This window comes from Paenibacillus sp. FW104-T2 (genome assembly GCF_058789975.1).
The window spans coordinates 329,958-347,312 of record NZ_JBYTCE010000004.1 but is presented as its reverse complement, the minus strand read 5'-3'; the positions used below and the strand labels follow the sequence as shown (position 1 = coordinate 347,312).

The following is a 17,355-nucleotide window of genomic DNA, read 5'->3' as shown; positions in this document are numbered from 1 at the left end:
AACGGGATGTAGCTCAGCTTGGTAGAGCACCTGGTTTGGGACCAGGGGGTCGCATGTTCAAATCGTGTCATCCCGATCTTAAGAAGTGGACTATCTTACTATAGATAGTCCACTTTTATGTTTTCTAAAATAATGAGGAAAGTACTTTGGCTTTTCACATTGGGTTAATTTTGCATAAAGCATAACCCTTTCGGTCACACTAGGTTTAAAAAAGTGATAGAAGGGGTTCATGTGAACACGTTTAAATTCAGAAAACAGTTTAAAAGACGATGGCGGCGTTGGAAACGAACGACATGGATGGCTGCCTCATTGGTGGCTATTACTATCCTGGCATACAGCGGGTTGTCGATTTCATCTCACATTGAGCGGTTGTTAACCACTAACTTCAGTGAGGCCACTACGGCTATGGCTCCAGTCACGGAAGAACGTTCCGAAGAAGAGGTACAAAGTATATTGGGACGGCTTGGGTCCGAGACGGATCGTTTAACTTCTGTGGTTATGGAGACGCATTATATTTGCGGAATTGAAACGGAACAATTGGGGAAAATGGCCCTACCTCAATTAAAAGTGTTACTTCAACAGCATCCGGAGTGGGAGGCTGAGGTAGTGACTACTGATACATTGCAAATTAAAAAACAAGTGGATGATCTATCTCCGCTATGCAAGGAACAGGCATATATTAGCGTGGATGCGGTTGGTAATCTTAATCTTTACGAAGGTCGACCTGCAGAAGAAAAAGTAATTCGCACTTTTTTTCAAATGGACGTCGGATCGCTGGAGAGTTCTTTGCCTGAAGGGGTACTGGAGCAGCTACAGCAAGGTATCCGTGTACAAGACAAGGATGAATATAACAGCGTGATTTCGACTTTTAGTGATTATGCCATTGATGGACCACATAAAGAAGAGCTTCGAAATGGCGGATAAATGGATAACATCCAAAGTGGTCATACTGAGAGGTAATCATGGGACATCGAGAGATGTCCTTTTTGTCGTAGTAAAAATAACCAGTCGACAAGGACAAGCATATCGTGCAGAAAAGCCAGTATGATGCCGAACCATGCACTCCTGAGATTAGACAAAGTTTTTCCTGTCGCAGGGTCTATCTTTTGTTATAATGAAATGAACGATACATATGTTCGCTTTATTGTAAGGGAGAGATGGTTTTGCGTTTTTTGGGAATAGATCCGGGGATTGCGATTGTCGGTTTTGGATTTGTGGATAAGATCGGTAGTAAAGTGGTACCCGTACAATATGGCTGCATTCAGACTGAAGCCCATACACCTGAAGAAGAACGGCTGCTTCACGTGTATGAAGGCATGGTGCAGTTGATCGATAAATATAAACCGGATGCAGTAGCACTGGAGAAACTTTTCTTTAACAGGAATGTAACTACAGCGATGTCTGTCAGTCAGGCAAGAGGCGTCATGGTGCTTGCTGCTGCTCAGAAGGGATTGCCTATAGCGGAGTATACTCCAATGCAGATTAAACAGGCTATTGTAGGATATGGTAAGGCAGAAAAGCGGCAGGTACAGGAAATGGTCAAAATGTTTCTGCGTTTGCAGGCTATACCGAAGCCGGATGACGTAGCGGATGCTCTGGCTGTGGCTGTATGTCACGCGCACTCATATACATTAAATTCCAAGTTGAATGAGGTATTGCGAAAATGATTGATTTTCTAAGAGGACAGTTCGTACATGTAGAGAATGAATATATTGTGCTGGATGTTCATGGCGTGGGATACCGCGTATTCTGTCCCAATCCGTTTGCGTTTGCGAAGCAGGAAGGCGAGATCACGGTGTATACTCATCATCATGTGCGTGAAGACGCGATGCTGCTATTTGGGTTTGTTACACGGGAAGAACAGCGTTTGTTCCGCAAACTAATTGAAGTATCTGGTATCGGGCCAAAGGTGGCACTGGGTATACTGGCCGGTGGTACGCCAGACCATGTCGTTACAGCGATCTACCAGGAGAACCTGACGTTCCTGACGAAGCTGCCGGGTATCGGCAAAAAGACAGCACAGCGCATGATTTTGGATCTGAAAGACAAGCTGGACGGGTTTGGAGCAGCGGCTTATGCTACAGGCTTGTTTGCCCCACCTTCTGAAGAAGCGGGAAGTGGATCGGCCTGGGATGAGGCTCGGGACGGTTTGAAGGCTCTCGGTTATACAGACAGTGAGCTAGATAAAGTGTGGTTGAAATTGAAAAAGGATGTTACATCGGCTGATTCTGTTGATGTGTTGATGAAACGTGCGCTGCAAATGCTGTTTACCGGATAGTTGAATTTGCATATATAATGGCAGTAGCCCGCACAAAAAAAGGTAGGGATGAACATGGATGACCGGATTATTTCCGCTAACCTGATGATGGAGGATCAGAATGTTGAGCTGAGTCTCCGTCCCCGGTATCTGAATGAATATATCGGGCAAAACAAGGTCAAGGAAAATTTGAAAATATATATTGAAGCTGCCAAATTACGAAATGAAGCATTGGATCATGTGCTGCTTTACGGTCCACCAGGACTTGGTAAAACGACACTTGCCAATATTGTTGCCAACGAATTGGGCGTAAACTTGCGTACCACATCGGGACCGGCGATTGAACGACCGGGTGATCTGGCTGCACTGCTGACGAATCTGCAGGAAGGCGATGTTCTGTTTATTGACGAAATTCATCGTCTGCATCGTACCGTTGAAGAAGTAATGTACCCAGCCATGGAGGACTCTGCCCTTGATATTATGATCGGAAAAGGTCCAAGTGCGCGTTCCGTGCGATTGGACCTTCCACCATTCACCTTGATTGGGGCTACAACACGCGCTGGATTGCTGTCTGCACCACTTCGAGACCGGTTTGGTGTAATCAGTCGGTTGGAGTTTTATACCGTGGATGAGCTCGCTTATATCGTCTCACGATCTACGGAAATTTTGGGCGTCGAAATTGTTGGCGATGCTGCAGAAGAGATTGCTCTCCGATCACGCGGGACACCGCGAATTGCCAATCGTTTGCTAAAACGGGTACGTGACTTTGCCCAGGTAAGGGGCGATGGAATCATTACCCAGGCACTGGCTGAAGAAGCGTTGAAACGACTTCAGATTGACCCGCGCGGCTTGGACGAGATTGATCACAAGATGCTTACATCCATGATTAACAGTTTCCGCGGAGGACCCGTTGGACTGGATACGATAGCAGCTACGATTGGTGAAGAAAGTCAGACGATTGAGGATGTCTATGAGCCTTATCTTTTGCAAATCGGGATGATTCAGCGTACACCAAGAGGCAGGGTTGTTACGGATCTGGCTTATCATCATCTTGGCTTGCCTATACCACCGAGGGACGGAAAGTAAACCAGGCTCTGTAGTTCTTAACAAACCAAATTGAAGTTTTTATGAAAACTTCCCGATATAACGTGTAGAAACAGCATGGAGAGGAGTTTGAACGTGGGGAAAGCATTACAAAAGAAGAAGTGGAGTCGGCGGTTAAAGGTACTGGCTGCTGCTCTCTTAACAGTGGGATGTCTGCAAGTGCCCGCTTTTGCTGCTGAGAGTAACGGGCAGATGATTCGGGTAGCCATGTTTGCGAATCTGGGGAGCACATATAAGTCAACAACCCCTCTCATTACACTTGAATCAACCGGTAAATGGAGCATTGGATCAGAGAGTGGGGCAGGAGTTACACTTCCTGCTGGTCAAATTCGCTTCAGTGCAGATGGCTTCCGCGTGAAAGTGCTGGAAACCGGGGACTTCAAGACTGCTGCAGCCGCAGCAAAATTGTTGCAGGCGACCAGTGATAAACCATTGCTGTTCACAACGACGCTGAGCGGTAAGGCCACGTATCAACTATACACAGGAAATTATGCGACAGAGGCTTTGGCTACACAAGCCGTTGCACGAGTGCAAAAGGTGGCAGCAGCCGGGCTCGGCGGTCAAAAACCAGTGGTAACTGGAAACAAACACTTGTCTGCAGGGAGCTACAGTTCGCTTCAGGAAGCGGAGGCTGCACAGGGATCGCTCTTAGCCGCTGGAGTCAATGCTATTACCGTATTGCAGCTCAGTGGCGGGGCTCAAGGATATTCAGTATGGGTCGGGGAAGCGGTAACGGAGGCCGAACTTGCAGCATTGAAAAAAACGGTGGAAGTCAAGGTGCCGGGCGTGAGCTTGACGCCAGTATCTGACAGCAATGTGCTCATGATCCGACAGGATGCGGGACTCAGCACAGATACACTGAAAACTGCTCCACATTACACAATTGCAGGCAGTGAAGCAAAAGCTTATGTGCAGGGTGATGGAAGTGGGATTAAAGTGTTGGAGCGTTCCGCACGGACATACCGCGGGGACATGGAAGTTAGTATCGTTGGCGGAGATTTGGCTTTGGTCAACGTTGTCCCGCTTGAGCAGTATCTATACTCGGTTGTAGGAGCTGAAGTATATTCATCCTGGCCGGCAGAGGCTCTGAAAGTTCAGGCCGTCGCAGCTCGGTCTTATGCTCTTCAACAGGGAGAGCGATTCAAAATCGCCAATGTTGTGGATACGACACTCAGCCAAGCGTATAACGGAATAGGCTCGGAGAACGATAAAGTAACCAGTGCAGTAGATGCAACAGCAGGTGAAGTCATCAAAAGCGGCGGTAAAATCGTTGAAGCTGTGTTCTCTTCCAATGCTGGGGGCCAAACGGCTCACCCATCCGAAGTATGGAACGGGGGAGCAGGCGTATTCAGTAATGTGGACAGCCCTGGAGATGCGTCGGCTCAGGCAGGTTTACACACATGGTACCATGTACTGCTAAGCTCAGGGGTTAGTGGATACATCCGTGAGGATAATGTAAAAGAATTGACGACTAAAACAGAAGCAGGATTGTTTAAAGTCACAGTCACTGCCCAAAATACCAACGTACGCCCCATTCCACTGATTCAATCCACGGTTGAACCTGTGGCCAAAATGAACCCGGGCACCGAGGCTGTTGTTTTGGCGAAAGTGGCTCAATCCAATGATTACGCGTGGGTAAGAGGACCATTTACCTCTGCAGCGTTGGTTAAAGCGTTACAAGGAAAAACAACGACCACAGTTCCGGCATCCATCTCTACCTTGGAAATCACCAAGCGTGGACCTTCAGGAAGAGCTCTTGAAGTGAGTGCGAATGGACAACCTTTGACAGTCAAATATGCAGATACATATCGTTCTGCACTTGGAGGGTTGCCGAGTACTTTATTTGATATTGCAGGGACCGGAAGTTATACTGTATTAGGCGCTGACGGGCAAACCTCAAGCAAAACCGGATCAAAAGGTGCTGCTGTGTTGTCCGCTTCCGGAACGGGAACATCATCCGGTAATGCTCTTGTCGTTATGAGCGGTGATGGTCAAGCCAGAGCAGTAACTCAGGGTCAAACCTTCATGTTTATCGGCCAAGGTAATGGTCACGGATTGGGCTTGTCTCAATGGGGTGCCAAAGGGATGGCAGATGAAGGGTATGATTACCAGACAATATTGAAACACTATTATCAAAATGCGACTATTGTTAAGGAATGAATTGAAAATGAATGTGAACTTATATGATTTTGAATTACCAGAGCAGTTGATTGCACAGACGCCTTTGCTTGATCGTACGGCATCGCGGCTGCTGACATTGAACAAGAAGAACGGTGAGGTTAACCATCGCTCGTTCCCGGATATCATCAATTTTCTAGAGCCTGGAGACACTTTGGTATTGAATGACACGCGGGTATTGCCAGCGAGACTGTTCGGTACAAAAGAAGATACCGGAGCCAAAGCAGAGGTGCTTTTGCTGAAAAATGTGGAAGGTGACCGCTGGGAAGCTCTTGTCAAACCAGGGAAGAGGCTGAAAGCCGGTTCAGTTATTGTATTCGGTGATGAGCTTAAGGCTGTAATTGATGAAGAAGGCGAAATGGGTGCACGGACGCTTACATTCTCCTATAATGGAATCTTCCAGGAGATCCTGGATCGTTTGGGCGAGATGCCACTGCCTCCTTATATTAAAGAGACTCTGGATGATCGTGAAAGATACCAGACGGTGTATGCAAAGCACGAAGGATCAGCAGCGGCTCCAACAGCTGGGCTGCATTTTACGGATGAGCTGCTGGATCAGATCCGTGCCAAAGGCGTCAATGTTACTTTCATTACGCTTCATGTTGGTCTCGGAACATTCCGCCCAATGTCTGTTGATGTTGTGGAAGAGCATGAGATGCACGAAGAGTATTACTCGATGTCTCAAGAAACGGCGGACCTGATTAACGAAACGAAGAAACGTGGTAACCGTGTATTTGCAGTAGGAACGACGAGCTGTCGAACGCTTGAAACGGTAGGCAGCAAGTTCGAAGATGGGGTTCTTCAGGAGAGCAGCGGCTGGACCAAAATCTTTATCTACCCAGGTTACACCTTCAAAGTTATAGATGGCATGCTTACAAACTTTCATTTGCCGAAATCGACTCTTGTTATGTTAGTTAGTGCACTAGCAGGCAGAGAACATATCATGCATGCATATGAGCAGGCGATTCAAGAGAAATACCGCTTTTTCAGTTTTGGCGATGCCATGTTAATCTATTGATTCACAAAGGCATACTGAAGCTAACGATTAATTTTAGAGGATGATTAAAACCAATGGCAGCAATTACGTATGAACATATCAAAACATGTAAACAATCCGGTGCGCGTCTGGGACGTGTACATACACCGCATGGCATTATCGAGACACCAACCTTTATGCCTGTTGGTACACAGGCGACTGTAAAAACGATGAGTCCTGAAGAGTTGAAGGAGATGGATGCGCAGATTATTCTGAGCAATACCTATCACCTGTTCCTCAGACCAGGACATGAGATTGTTCGCCAGGCTGGTGGTCTGCACAAGTTCATGAACTGGGATCGGCCGATTCTGACGGACAGCGGCGGTTTTCAGGTATTCTCCCTCAGTGAGATGCGCAAAATTACAGAAGAAGGCGTTCACTTCCGTTCCCACCTGAATGGAGACAAAAAGTTTCTTTCACCTGAGGTGGCCATGGAAGTTCAGAACGCGCTCGGCTCCGATATTATGATGGCATTCGATGAATGTCCTCCGTATCCGGCTGAATATGAATATGTAAAAAAATCACTCGAAAGAACGAGCCGCTGGGCGGAACGCTGCCTCGAAAGTCATGCTCGTCCGCATGATCAAGGCCTGTTTGCCATCGTACAGGGAGGCATGCACGAGGATTTGCGCCGTCAGAGCGCCGCAGATTTGACTTCCATGGATTTCCCGGGGTATGCTATTGGTGGACTGAGTGTTGGAGAGCCGAAACATTTGATGTATGGCGTATTGGATTACACAGTACCGCTGTTACCTTCCAATAAACCACGTTATTTGATGGGAGTAGGTTCGCCCGATGCATTGATTGAGGGATCGATTCGTGGAGTGGACATGTTCGACTGTGTCCTGCCTACCCGGATTGCCCGTAACGGAACAACAATGACAAGTCAGGGACGACTCGTTGTTCGTAACGCCAAGTTTGCAACCGATTTTGGTCCACTGGATCCTGAATGCGATTGCTACACTTGTCGTAACTACTCCAGAGCTTACCTGCGTCATTTGATCAAAGCGGATGAAACATTTGGCTTGCGTTTGACGACCATTCATAATCTTCATTTCTTGCAGAATTTGATGCGCAATGTGCGCAAAGCCATAATGGAAGATCGTTTGCTTGATTTCCGTGATGAATTTTTCGATCAATATGGTCTTCATGACAACGACAAAGGTTTCTGATCAGGTTTTGCAGAACCGGAGAAACAAGCAGTAACTGTAAGTATAGTCGATAAGGGGGAGTTTTGAATGTTTCAGGTAATGCCTTTACAAGCGGCCAATGCGGGCGGTGGAATTGTATCTTTGATTGTACCTTTGGTACTCATGGTTGCGATTTTCTACTTCTTGATGATTCGTCCACAGAACAAAAAGCAAAAGCAGCGTAATGCGATGCTGAACCAGTTGAAAAAGGGCGATAAAATTGTAACGATCGGTGGCCTTCACGGTACAATCGCTGAAATTACGGATGATGTGGTTGTACTTCGTGTAAACGATGTAACTAAGCTTACATTCGACCGTAATGCGATCAGCAGTGCAGTGAGTCGTGAAACCGCTGTTGAATAGATTATTCTAGTTTGTTGCAGAGAACCGGATCTCTTAGGAGGTCCGGTTCTCTTTTTCTTTTTCTCTGTAAGGTCGTAAGATTCAAACTTTCTACGATCTGTGTGTATTCACCCCGAAAATTCCTCCGAGTGCCGAAATCAGAAATGCGCTTGCAAGCTGCAGACTGTCTTTCCAATTGAATGAAGCATCCAAAGCGAGGAAACCAATAAGCAATACGATCAATCCATAAATGATACCGGTTAGCCCTCCATGGTACCAGCCTTTTTCGCCAGACCGTTTTCCCGCTACAAATCCTCCAACCAGCAAAGACAAGCCATGAACGACATACGTGTAAAGCGAAAGTTCTTGCTCCCGCATGCTGCTCATCCAGAGAAAGAGGGAGAGGATTAACGCTCCCAGTAACATCCATACAAAAGCATGGCAGAGGCCCGACAAAATCGGGTTGGACATTCGAAACGAAATCACTCGGCGAATCAGCTGCATGAAGCAACCCCCTTGTACAAGTTTGAAATTATTACATTGTATGGTCAAGCCTCTGTAGTTATGAACTGAATTTTCCATTAAATGAACAATCAAGACTCGCATGAGCATATCTGGTTCCGGTCAAAATAGGGATTACGCTTCAGGTATCTGTTTGTAAACCAGATGTGAAGGAGGGAGCATGTTATGAGTTTTTCGGATATAGGAGCACATATTTTTCGAACGATTCTCATGTATTTTATCGTCTATGGAGCCATTCGAGTTATGGGTAAAAGGGAAATAGGCAAGCTGTCCATGTTTGATCTGGTTGTGTCCATTATGCTTGCCGAGATAGCAGCATTTGTCATTGAGGATACGGATAAGCCGTTGTCTCACGGCATTGTGCCCATGGTGACTGTACTTGTTGTTCAGATTGGCATGGCTTTTCTAAGTCTCAAGAGCCGTCGTTTACGACTCATGATTGATGGCAAACCGACGGTACTCATCTCCAAAGGTACACTGCATCGCGATGAAATGCGCAAACAGCGGTATAATTTGGATGACCTTCTGCTGCAGTTGCGTGAACAGAATATCGATAGTATTGGTGAAGTCGAATTTGCCATTTTGGAAACGACCGGGAAATTAACCGTTATCCCCATGAATAACTCTTCTTCAGGCCAAGGATACAGTTCATCGCAAAATAATATGAAAAAGCCTAGGCAGGAAAAGATCGATGGCTTTCAAAATATTAAATATGAGGGTCTCCCCCTGCCGTTAATTATGGATGGTAAAGTCCAAGACCAAAATTTGGAGCTGATCCAGAAAACACGTTTTTGGCTGAAGAATCAGATTCAACAGAAGGGCGTGCTCGATTTCAAGGATGTATTTATATGCTCCATCGACCATAATGGCAAAGTATTCGTAAGCTTGAAGGATGATAAAAAATAGCGATAGTCTTCTTATTTCCGAGAACGTCTTTGGAACCAGGAACCAATAATCGGCATCCGGGAGAGATCGTGAAAGTCAATCATGCGGGTCATGCCCATCACAATAAAATAAACAATGAGACCAGCAAAAGGGGCAAGGATCATTCTCAGCCAGAAGGGCAACAAAATGGCCGTATGTTCATAAACCAAAAGGGTTGCTGCTCCCATGATAACCATGCCGGTTGCTGTTTTGACCCAATCCATCCATTTGAACCGGAACTGAAGCAAATTGCGCACACTTCTGGCATGTAAAAGAGTAACCACAGTTGAGTTGACACAGATCGCAATTACTGCACCAAAAATGCCGTATTCAGGTTTTGATGCAAGCAGCAAAATCAAAGTGATTTTAATGACCGCACCGATAAATGTATTGAGAAGAGCTTTTCCTGGACGATCGAGTGCCTGCAGAGCAGCTTGAAGAGGTGCCTGGATGTAGATAAACAGAGCAAAAGGAGCCATAAGTTTAAGCATGCTTCCAATCGATGCATCATTATACAGTACTAAACACATCGGTTCGGCAAGCACATACATAAAAACAGAAAAAGGGGCACCTGTGACGAGGGCAAGCCGCAGTGCCTGGTGCATTCGTTTATGGATGAGCGCCCGATCCCCCTGTGCGGATGCTTCAGACAGGGAGGGAACAAGTGATGTGGCAAGTGATGAAGTGAGTGCACCCGGCAGAAGCAGCAGCGGAATGATCATGCCTTGTAACGCACCATATTGAGCGGTGGCCAGTCCACGGGATATGCCTGCAAGAGCCAGACTCTGAGCGGTGACTATGGTTTCAGCAAGGTAGGAAAGTGAGCCTACAAGTCTGCCTGCTGTTACAGGTACAGAGATGGCCAGGAGGCGTCTGATCAATCCTGTTTGTGATGCATTTGAATCAACGGGTAGTGCGGATGAAGGCACATTTGCATTTGGTGGGATCAGATGATTGGAGCGTTCAGGATCCTTTTTATGTCTGTTATAATTCCATAGCAGTACAAGCATGCCTACAAATTCACCGACGAGTGCTCCGAGCATGGCCCCTGCTGCAGCCTGGGCAATACCTTGTGGGAGAAGCAGCCAGGAGAACCAGATCACGCAAATAATGCGTACAATGGTTTCCGTAATGGAGGAAGCGGCAGTAGGAATCATATTCTGCTTGCCCTGAAAATACCCGCGATACACCGCGGATACGGCTATAATCGCAATCATCGGACTCATGCTTACAAACGTATGATACACCCTCTCATCCGTTAGAACATAACGTGTAACCCACGGGGCAAAGACAATGCACAGAAACATGAAAACAACGCCCAAGGTCAAGGTGAAGCTTAGACTAATCTGTAATATGCGCTGGGGAGAATAGCGGTTGGCCCCTGTATCTGCTTCGGCAACGAGTTTGGCTACGGCGAGCGGTATGCCTCCGGTAATCAATGTCACAAGTACGATAAAGAAAGGATAGCTCAGCTGATACAAACCAACCCCTTCTGCTCCGATTACGCGAGGCAGCGCAATACGGGGGATAAAACCGAGAATACGATTAATAATGCCTGCAGCAAGCAGGATCATGGCTCCCTGGATAAATGTCTGTTTCTTCAAAACTACCCCTCTTTCCCGGTTGAAAGTAACAGGTCTCGTAAACGGGACAAAGCCGTTGTTCTTCATCCTATGCCAGTCCACTGTCTTCTCATGACAACTTGGACTCCATTAACAAAAAGATCCAGATCGGGCAAGCAGGAATCTGAATGTATGAAGTCGAATTATGTAATATTGATGCCGCATAAAGGCTTGTGCGTAAGAAGGGAGGCGCTCCCCGCTTGGAAGAAATGAACGATATGGAGCTGGAAGAATCCATTGAAATGTTATGTCGCAGCAAGGCGGAGGAATTAAGGCTTGTCGGGTACGAATATGTGACCAGCAAAGATGTCTGGAATTGCGTTAGTCATAAATATGAAAAACAGGGCATTCCACCGCTTCACCAATTGGTGAACGACATTTTGTCACTGAAAGCAACAAGCTTTATGAACTTTATGACCGTTTCTGCATACCGGGGGTCCTCTTTCTAACGAAAGGGATCTTTTTGTGTTGGAAATTGACTGCTTTTTACGGCATCGCTATAATAGGAATATTGAGAATGAAGGGGGATCTAGGAACGGCATGAAGAGAATTGTCAGTTTCATTCTGGTCGTGCTTGTGACCACAGGAGTCATGTTGGGCACAAGTCCGGGCCTGCTCAAAAATATTCGCTTGGGCCTCGATTTAAAGGGAGGCTACGAGATCTTATATGAAGCAGAGCCGCTGGAACAAGGGCAGCAAGTTACCAAAGCCTCTTTGGTACAAACTGCAAGAAGTCTGGAGAGCCGTGCCAATGCGCTCGGAACAAGCGAGCCGGAAGTAACCACAGAAGGAACCAACCGGATTCGTTTGAAATTGGCTGGTGTTACAGACGAGGAAGAAGTTAGAGCCAAAATGAAAGAACCTGCCGTCCTGACTTTCCGTAGTAAAGGAGAGAATGACAAGGAAGGCGAGTATACGAAGATTGAGCTTCGAGGAAACGAATTTGTTGAGAACGGCGCAAAAGTGACTTTCAATCAGCTGAATGAACCAATGATCGATATCCAGGTCAAAGATAAAGCGAAGTTCTCGGAAATTACCAAACGTCTCATCGGACAACCTCTTGCCATCTATCTGGATGATCAGCTTCTCTCTGCCCCAACCGTACAGCAGCAATTGACGGACGGTTCGGCGCAAATCACAGGCAGTTACACGCGTGAGGAAGCAAACCAGCTGCGTGATACCATTAACCTGGGTGCACTTCCTCTGAAACTTACAGAGAAGTACTCGCAAAGCGTTGGAGCAACGCTGGGTAAATTGTCTCTCGACCAAACGATTAAAGCGGGCTTGATCGGTTCCGTTATTATTTTAGTGTTCATGATTGGTCTGTACCGCATACCGGGAATCATCGCAAGCTTTGCCTTGATTACACATACGTGGCTGGTACTTGCGATCTTCTATATGGGAGAATTTGTGCTTACCCTTCCGGGTATTGCAGCATTTATCCTGGGTATAGGGATGGCGGTTGACGCCAACATCATTACGTACGAGCGGATTAAGGAAGAAATGCGGAGTGGTAAATCGATTCTGTCGTCAGTTAAGGCGGGAAGCAAGCATTCCTTCCGTACCATTATCGACTCCAATATCACAACCATCATTGCTGCGGCCGTTATGTTTTTCCTGGGTACAGGCGCAGTCAAAGGTTTCGCGCTCGTGCTGATTTTTGACATCGTCACCAGCATTATCACGAATATTTTCTTCTCCCGCTTCCTGTTGACCCTGCTTGTGCGGGCTAACGTGTTGAAGAAGCCTAAGTACTTCGGAGTGAAGGAGAGTGAAATTCGTGCGCTTTAATTGGAACTATGATTATATTAAAGGCAGTAAAATTGCCTATACGTTCTCCATTATTTTGACTTTGGCAGGAATTATCAGTTTGTTCTCCCTTGGATTAAATTATGCGGTTGATTTCCGCTCAGGTTCGAATGTGGACATTACCGTTTCCAAGGCAATTACTTCAGAACAAATTACTCCGATTATCGAAGACATTGGTGTCAATGAAGGCGATGTAAATATTACGCCAGGTGCCGACCGAGTTAACGTTCGTTTCTCTAACGTATTGGATGAGACACAAGAGAGCAAGTTCAAAGAGGAGTTCACCAAGCTGGACCCGGAGGCTTCTTATGAAGTCAATACCGTTGACCCGGAAATGGCCAAGGAACTCGAACGTAACGCTATCTATGCGGTCCTTATCGCAAGTGTCGGGATCATGATCTATGTTGCGATCCGTTTCGAGTGGCGTTTTGGACTGGCAGCCGTTATTGCGCTCTTCCATGATGCATTTGTAGTCATTAGTGTGTTCTCCATCTTCCGTTTGGAAGTGGATCTGACCTTTATTACCGCTGTATTGACGATTGTCGGTTTCTCCATTAACGATACCATTGTTATTTTTGACCGTATTCGGGAGAACCTGCGTTTCGCCAAGAAAACAACAAAAGCCGACTTGCGTGAAGTGGTAAACCGCAGTTTGGCTCAAACGATGACACGCTCATTGAACACAACATTTACAGTGTTTGCGGCATCCATCTGTTTGTTTATCTTCGGTGGAGAGTCCATTCGCATGTTCTCGCTTGCGATGGTAATCGGGACACTGTTCGGTGCATATTCATCCATCTTCATCGCAGCACCACTGTGGCTGGCTCTCAAAGGAAAACAAGTGGACAAGCCGAAAACGGCAGCCAAAGCATCCAACTAAACATCTTATTTGCAAGCCGCGTCTGTCAGGCGCGGTTTTGCAACTTTACGTACAGGATTAAGGGGGAATTTTCATGACCAGAGAACGTATTCCAGCTGCTCAAGCGGCAACGTGGAGTGGTATTGCCGGGAATATGACACTTGCAGTGATTAAGGCTGGCGTCGGTTATATGGCGAACAGCAAATCGCTGCTTGCCGATGGTCTGTATTCTGCCTCGGAAGCTGCTTCCTCACTGGCAGGTCTCTTCCCCTCGAAGTCTGTACAGGATAGGAATAAAGCTCGCAGGGAGAAGGCCAGAGAGCATTCGCGCATGGCGAGGCCCGGGATTACGGTGCTGCTGTCCGTCTTGATCCTTATGGGAGGCCTCCAGATTGCAATCTCTGCTCTGACCGGATTGACCGGGGATGAGCCTGGCGAATCGGCAAAATACGATCATGCACTTATCGCAGCTTTTGCTGCACTTGCTGTGAAAGAAGCTATTTTCCAATTTCAATATCGATATTACCGCAGGCGCAATCAGTCGCAGGCACTGTCCTATGCTCAGGAACATCGCCGTGCGCTCTATTGTTCTCTCACCGTACTCGTAGGCATTGCAGGTTCAATGGCTGGTGAAACGATGGGGATTCATGTTCTGCTGTATATGGACCCAGCGGCTGCACTTATTGCTTCCTGCTTCGTCCTTCATAAGGGTTACCGTATGATTGTAGATACCGTCTATGGCTCGCTCGTTCAGGAACTGGAACAGGAAGAGGCCATGGATTTCAAGGAAACGGTACAACGGGTTTATGGTGTTATTACGATTGAACATCTGACTGCCCGGGAACAGGAACATGCTGTAACCGTTGAACTGGTCATTAGTGTGAATCCGAGAATTTCGGTGCTGGAAGCACAGGAAATTGCCAATCGTGCCAAGACCTTGCTATTAACCCGGTTTAGTCATGTAAAAGAAGTACAAATCCAGGCTATCCCTTATGATCCGGGATATCCTTACAAATCCAATCATGAACTGCCCGATCATGAAGCGACATTAATTCAGTAATGAAGCGCGGGTCCCGTAGATCAGGAAAGGAGCGTTATCATTGCTTTATTCGCAATACCGGTGGAACACACCGAATATCGATTTGGAGGCGGCTGCGGGACTCTCGCAGGCGCTTTCCGTTTCACCACTTGTTGGCCGTTTGCTGGTTAGCCGGGGAGTCCATAATGAAACTGAGGCAGAGCGGTTTCTTCATCCCGATCTGGGGCAGATGCATGATCCTTATCTGCTTCGGGGCATGAAGGAAGCTGTACCCCGCATCCGGCTTGCGCTCGAGCGTGGTGAACATATTTTAATTTATGGAGATTACGATGCAGATGGTGTGTCCAGTACTTCGCTGATGATCCATTTAATGCGGCATCTTGGGGCATCCTATGATATCTACATCCCTCATCGGTCCAATGAAGGCTATGGATTGCACAATCATGCGCTGGACTGGGCCCATCAGCAAGGGGTTAGTCTAATTATTACGGTTGATACAGGAATTAGTGCTGTAGATCAAATTGCATATGCGGCAACACTTGGAATGGAAGTCATCGTAACAGACCATCATGAACCGCCTGAGACTCTTCCAGAAGCGTTTGCTTTGATTAATCCCAAACTTCCCGATTGTCCCTATCCTTTCAAAGGCTTGGCCGGCGCGGGAGTAGCCTTGAAACTGGCCCAAGCCCTGATCGGTGAGGTGCCCGGCGAATGGATGGAGATTGCTGCCATTGGCACCGTCGCCGATCTCATGCCGCTTGAAGGAGAGAATCGGGTTATTGTCAGTTATGGCGTTGAGTCCATGCGGGGATCACGTCTGCCAGGCATAAGTGCGCTGCTTGAGATTAGCGGCGTGGATCAAAGCCAGGTAACATCGGTGAACATTGCCTTTGCGATGGCTCCCCGTATTAATGCCAGTGGTCGTTTGGATCATGCAGGCAGAGCTGTTTCGCTTCTTACAACCGAGAATCTGGATGAGGCTCATATGCTTGCAGGCCAACTCGATCTGTTGAATCGGGAACGCCAGCAGGTCGTCGAGGGCATTGTCCAGGAAGCCAGCGTGCAGTTGGAACAAAAAATTCAGCTGCGGTCCGGCAAAGTTCCCGATGTGATCGTTCTTGCGGGAGAAGGCTGGAATGTGGGGGTTGTGGGCATCGTGGCTTCCAAAATACTGGAACGCTATTATCGTCCGACACTCATCTTGGGAATAGACCCTCAGACGGGTGTATGCAAAGGCTCTGCCCGCTCCATTGATGGCCTGGATATCTATGAGGCACTTACCGCTTGTAAACATACAATGGACCACTACGGTGGACATCCGGCAGCTGCAGGCATGACTCTTCATCGGGATCAGCTGGAAGAGCTGGAATCGGGGTTGAATGAGTTTGCAGCCGCCGTTCTGACGGAAGCGGATTTTATGCCTGAGCGACTGGCAGATGACGAGTGTAGAATTAGTGACGTGCCGCTGAAAGTCATTCAGGAAATTGACAGACTTCAACCTTTCGGCATGAGCAATCCTTCGCCTCGTTTTGTTTTGAGGAATGTCATGGTAAAAGAAACACGAACGATGGGCCGGGAGAAACGACATCTGAAACTGGTTCTCGAACAAGACGGGCAGCAGCTCGAAACGGTTGCCTTTGGCAAGGGAGCTTTAGCCGAATTTTTACCTGTGGGTACTCTTATTGATGTAATGGGCGAATTGTCCATCAATGAATGGAACGGGATGCGCAAACCGCAATTGATGCTTCAGGACATTCATGTTCCACATGCTCAAGTCTTCGATTTGCGTGGGAATGCCGATCCACTTAACACGATGAAGCAGTTCCTTGATTCACTTGAAGTACATCTAAGGTATACATCTGGCTCAATAGGTGCGATTGTCCGGAAGGATATCCATGTTTCTGAGGGAAATTCATTGTATGAACCGTGCCTTTGGGTATATGATAGAAAGGTCGGGTTGTTTCCGTATAATGCTGCTGCGCAGCATTATGGACAGGAACAGGTCCGGACGTTATTTGTGTTTGATACGCCGGAAACCCCGGAACAACTTGATGCCATGCTGGCCATGTTCAGCGGAGCCGAGAATATCATCCTTCTGCACGGATCAGGCAACCGCCGAGATCGCCTTCAGATGCCTTCCAGAGACCTCTTCAAGCGTATTTATATGCTGGTGTCGAAATGGAGAGCTGAACCGGTAGAGGAACAAGAGATTACTCCTGTGCTCAGTCGTCAGTGTGGATGTTCGCCGCGTATGATTACCATGATGCTGGATGTGTTTGAAGAGTTATCGTTCATCACCCGCAAGGATGGCAAAATATCGTTTGTGGATAACCCGCCCAAACGCGATCTGGCCTCGTCCCGTCATTATCAGGCGCTGGAAAATATGGCCGAGACAGAACAGGTACTGCTGGATGCATCTACACCGCAGCTGACACAATGGATGATATCCCGGATGAAGGGCGTATCTTAGATG

The 17,355-nt window shown here is 47.3% G+C and carries 16 protein-coding genes and 1 tRNA gene; 15 read left to right on the top strand and 2 right to left on the bottom strand.

Features of this window, described 5'->3' with window-relative positions; genetic code table 11:
• The first annotated feature begins 2 nt into the window (after nucleotides 1-2).
• From AC3WQ3_RS07875 to yajC, 9 genes are all read left to right on the top strand, one after another.
• A tRNA-Pro gene (locus tag AC3WQ3_RS07875) sits at nucleotides 3-76 on the top strand.
• Nucleotides 77-231: 155 nt separating this feature from the next.
• Nucleotides 232-924 (top strand): BofC C-terminal domain-containing protein, encoded by a 693-nt coding sequence (locus AC3WQ3_RS07870; RefSeq protein ID WP_336780257.1) that lies wholly within the window; start codon nucleotides 232-234, stop codon nucleotides 922-924.
• 239 nt (nucleotides 925-1,163) lie between these two features.
• Nucleotides 1,164-1,667, top strand: coding sequence for a crossover junction endodeoxyribonuclease RuvC (gene ruvC / locus AC3WQ3_RS07865; RefSeq protein WP_056701196.1), 504 nt, complete (start codon nucleotides 1,164-1,166; stop codon nucleotides 1,665-1,667).
• Nucleotides 1,664-2,278: a Holliday junction branch migration protein RuvA gene (ruvA, locus tag AC3WQ3_RS07860; protein ID WP_095289470.1), complete on the top strand. Its 615-nt coding sequence runs from the start codon at nucleotides 1,664-1,666 to the stop codon at nucleotides 2,276-2,278. Before ruvC ends, ruvA begins: the two co-directional genes overlap by 4 nt.
• A gap of 54 nt (nucleotides 2,279-2,332) precedes the next feature.
• Entirely contained in the window at nucleotides 2,333-3,343 is a 1,011-nt protein-coding gene (gene ruvB / locus AC3WQ3_RS07855; protein ID WP_095289471.1) for a Holliday junction branch migration DNA helicase RuvB, read from the top strand.
• 93 nt (nucleotides 3,344-3,436) lie between these two features.
• On the top strand, nucleotides 3,437-5,521 hold the full coding sequence (locus AC3WQ3_RS07850) for a SpoIID/LytB domain-containing protein (RefSeq protein WP_492471919.1): 2,085 nt from the start codon (nucleotides 3,437-3,439) through the stop codon (nucleotides 5,519-5,521).
• A 7-nt stretch (nucleotides 5,522-5,528) separates the two neighbouring features.
• Nucleotides 5,529-6,557 carry a tRNA preQ1(34) S-adenosylmethionine ribosyltransferase-isomerase QueA gene (queA, locus tag AC3WQ3_RS07845; RefSeq protein ID WP_336780259.1) on the top strand — a complete coding sequence of 343 codons (1,029 nt, stop codon included), beginning with the start codon at nucleotides 5,529-5,531 and terminating at the stop codon, nucleotides 6,555-6,557.
• Nucleotides 6,558-6,610: 53 nt separating this feature from the next.
• The gene (gene tgt / locus AC3WQ3_RS07840) at nucleotides 6,611-7,747 is read left to right on the top strand and encodes a tRNA guanosine(34) transglycosylase Tgt (protein WP_095289474.1); all 1,137 of its coding nucleotides are present in this window, start codon (nucleotides 6,611-6,613) and stop codon (nucleotides 7,745-7,747) included.
• Nucleotides 7,748-7,813: 66 nt separating this feature from the next.
• The gene (yajC, locus tag AC3WQ3_RS07835) at nucleotides 7,814-8,128 is read left to right on the top strand and encodes a preprotein translocase subunit YajC (RefSeq protein WP_095289475.1); all 315 of its coding nucleotides are present in this window, start codon (nucleotides 7,814-7,816) and stop codon (nucleotides 8,126-8,128) included.
• 90 nt (nucleotides 8,129-8,218) lie between these two features.
• Here yajC and AC3WQ3_RS07830 read toward each other — a convergent pair whose 3' ends face one another.
• Entirely contained in the window at nucleotides 8,219-8,611 is a 393-nt protein-coding gene (locus AC3WQ3_RS07830; RefSeq protein ID WP_095359806.1) for a TIGR04086 family membrane protein, read from the bottom strand.
• Nucleotides 8,612-8,794: 183 nt separating this feature from the next.
• Between AC3WQ3_RS07830 and AC3WQ3_RS07825 the strand changes: the two genes are divergently transcribed.
• Entirely contained in the window at nucleotides 8,795-9,535 is a 741-nt protein-coding gene (locus AC3WQ3_RS07825; RefSeq protein WP_336780261.1) for a YetF domain-containing protein, read from the top strand.
• An 11-nt stretch (nucleotides 9,536-9,546) separates the two neighbouring features.
• Here AC3WQ3_RS07825 and spoVB read toward each other — a convergent pair whose 3' ends face one another.
• Nucleotides 9,547-11,157 (bottom strand): stage V sporulation protein B, encoded by a 1,611-nt coding sequence (gene spoVB / locus AC3WQ3_RS07820; RefSeq protein ID WP_492471918.1) that lies wholly within the window; start codon nucleotides 11,155-11,157, stop codon nucleotides 9,547-9,549.
• A 227-nt stretch (nucleotides 11,158-11,384) separates the two neighbouring features.
• Between spoVB and AC3WQ3_RS07815 the strand changes: the two genes are divergently transcribed.
• The 5 genes from AC3WQ3_RS07815 to recJ all read left to right on the top strand — a co-directional run bounded on the left by AC3WQ3_RS07815 (nucleotide 11,385) and on the right by recJ (nucleotide 17,352).
• The gene (locus tag AC3WQ3_RS07815) at nucleotides 11,385-11,624 is read left to right on the top strand and encodes a post-transcriptional regulator (RefSeq protein ID WP_095289489.1); all 240 of its coding nucleotides are present in this window, start codon (nucleotides 11,385-11,387) and stop codon (nucleotides 11,622-11,624) included.
• A 91-nt stretch (nucleotides 11,625-11,715) separates the two neighbouring features.
• Nucleotides 11,716-12,966, top strand: coding sequence for a protein translocase subunit SecD (gene secD / locus AC3WQ3_RS07810; RefSeq protein WP_154896057.1), 1,251 nt, complete (start codon nucleotides 11,716-11,718; stop codon nucleotides 12,964-12,966).
• Nucleotides 12,956-13,864, top strand: coding sequence for a protein translocase subunit SecF (gene secF / locus AC3WQ3_RS07805; protein WP_492471917.1), 909 nt, complete (start codon nucleotides 12,956-12,958; stop codon nucleotides 13,862-13,864). Before secD ends, secF begins: the two co-directional genes overlap by 11 nt.
• A 73-nt stretch (nucleotides 13,865-13,937) precedes the next feature.
• Entirely contained in the window at nucleotides 13,938-14,903 is a 966-nt protein-coding gene (locus AC3WQ3_RS07800; RefSeq protein WP_095289481.1) for a cation diffusion facilitator family transporter, read from the top strand.
• 40 nt (nucleotides 14,904-14,943) lie between these two features.
• Nucleotides 14,944-17,352 (top strand): single-stranded-DNA-specific exonuclease RecJ, encoded by a 2,409-nt coding sequence (gene recJ, locus AC3WQ3_RS07795; RefSeq protein WP_492471916.1) that lies wholly within the window; start codon nucleotides 14,944-14,946, stop codon nucleotides 17,350-17,352.
• Nucleotides 17,353-17,355: the final 3 nt, after the last annotated feature.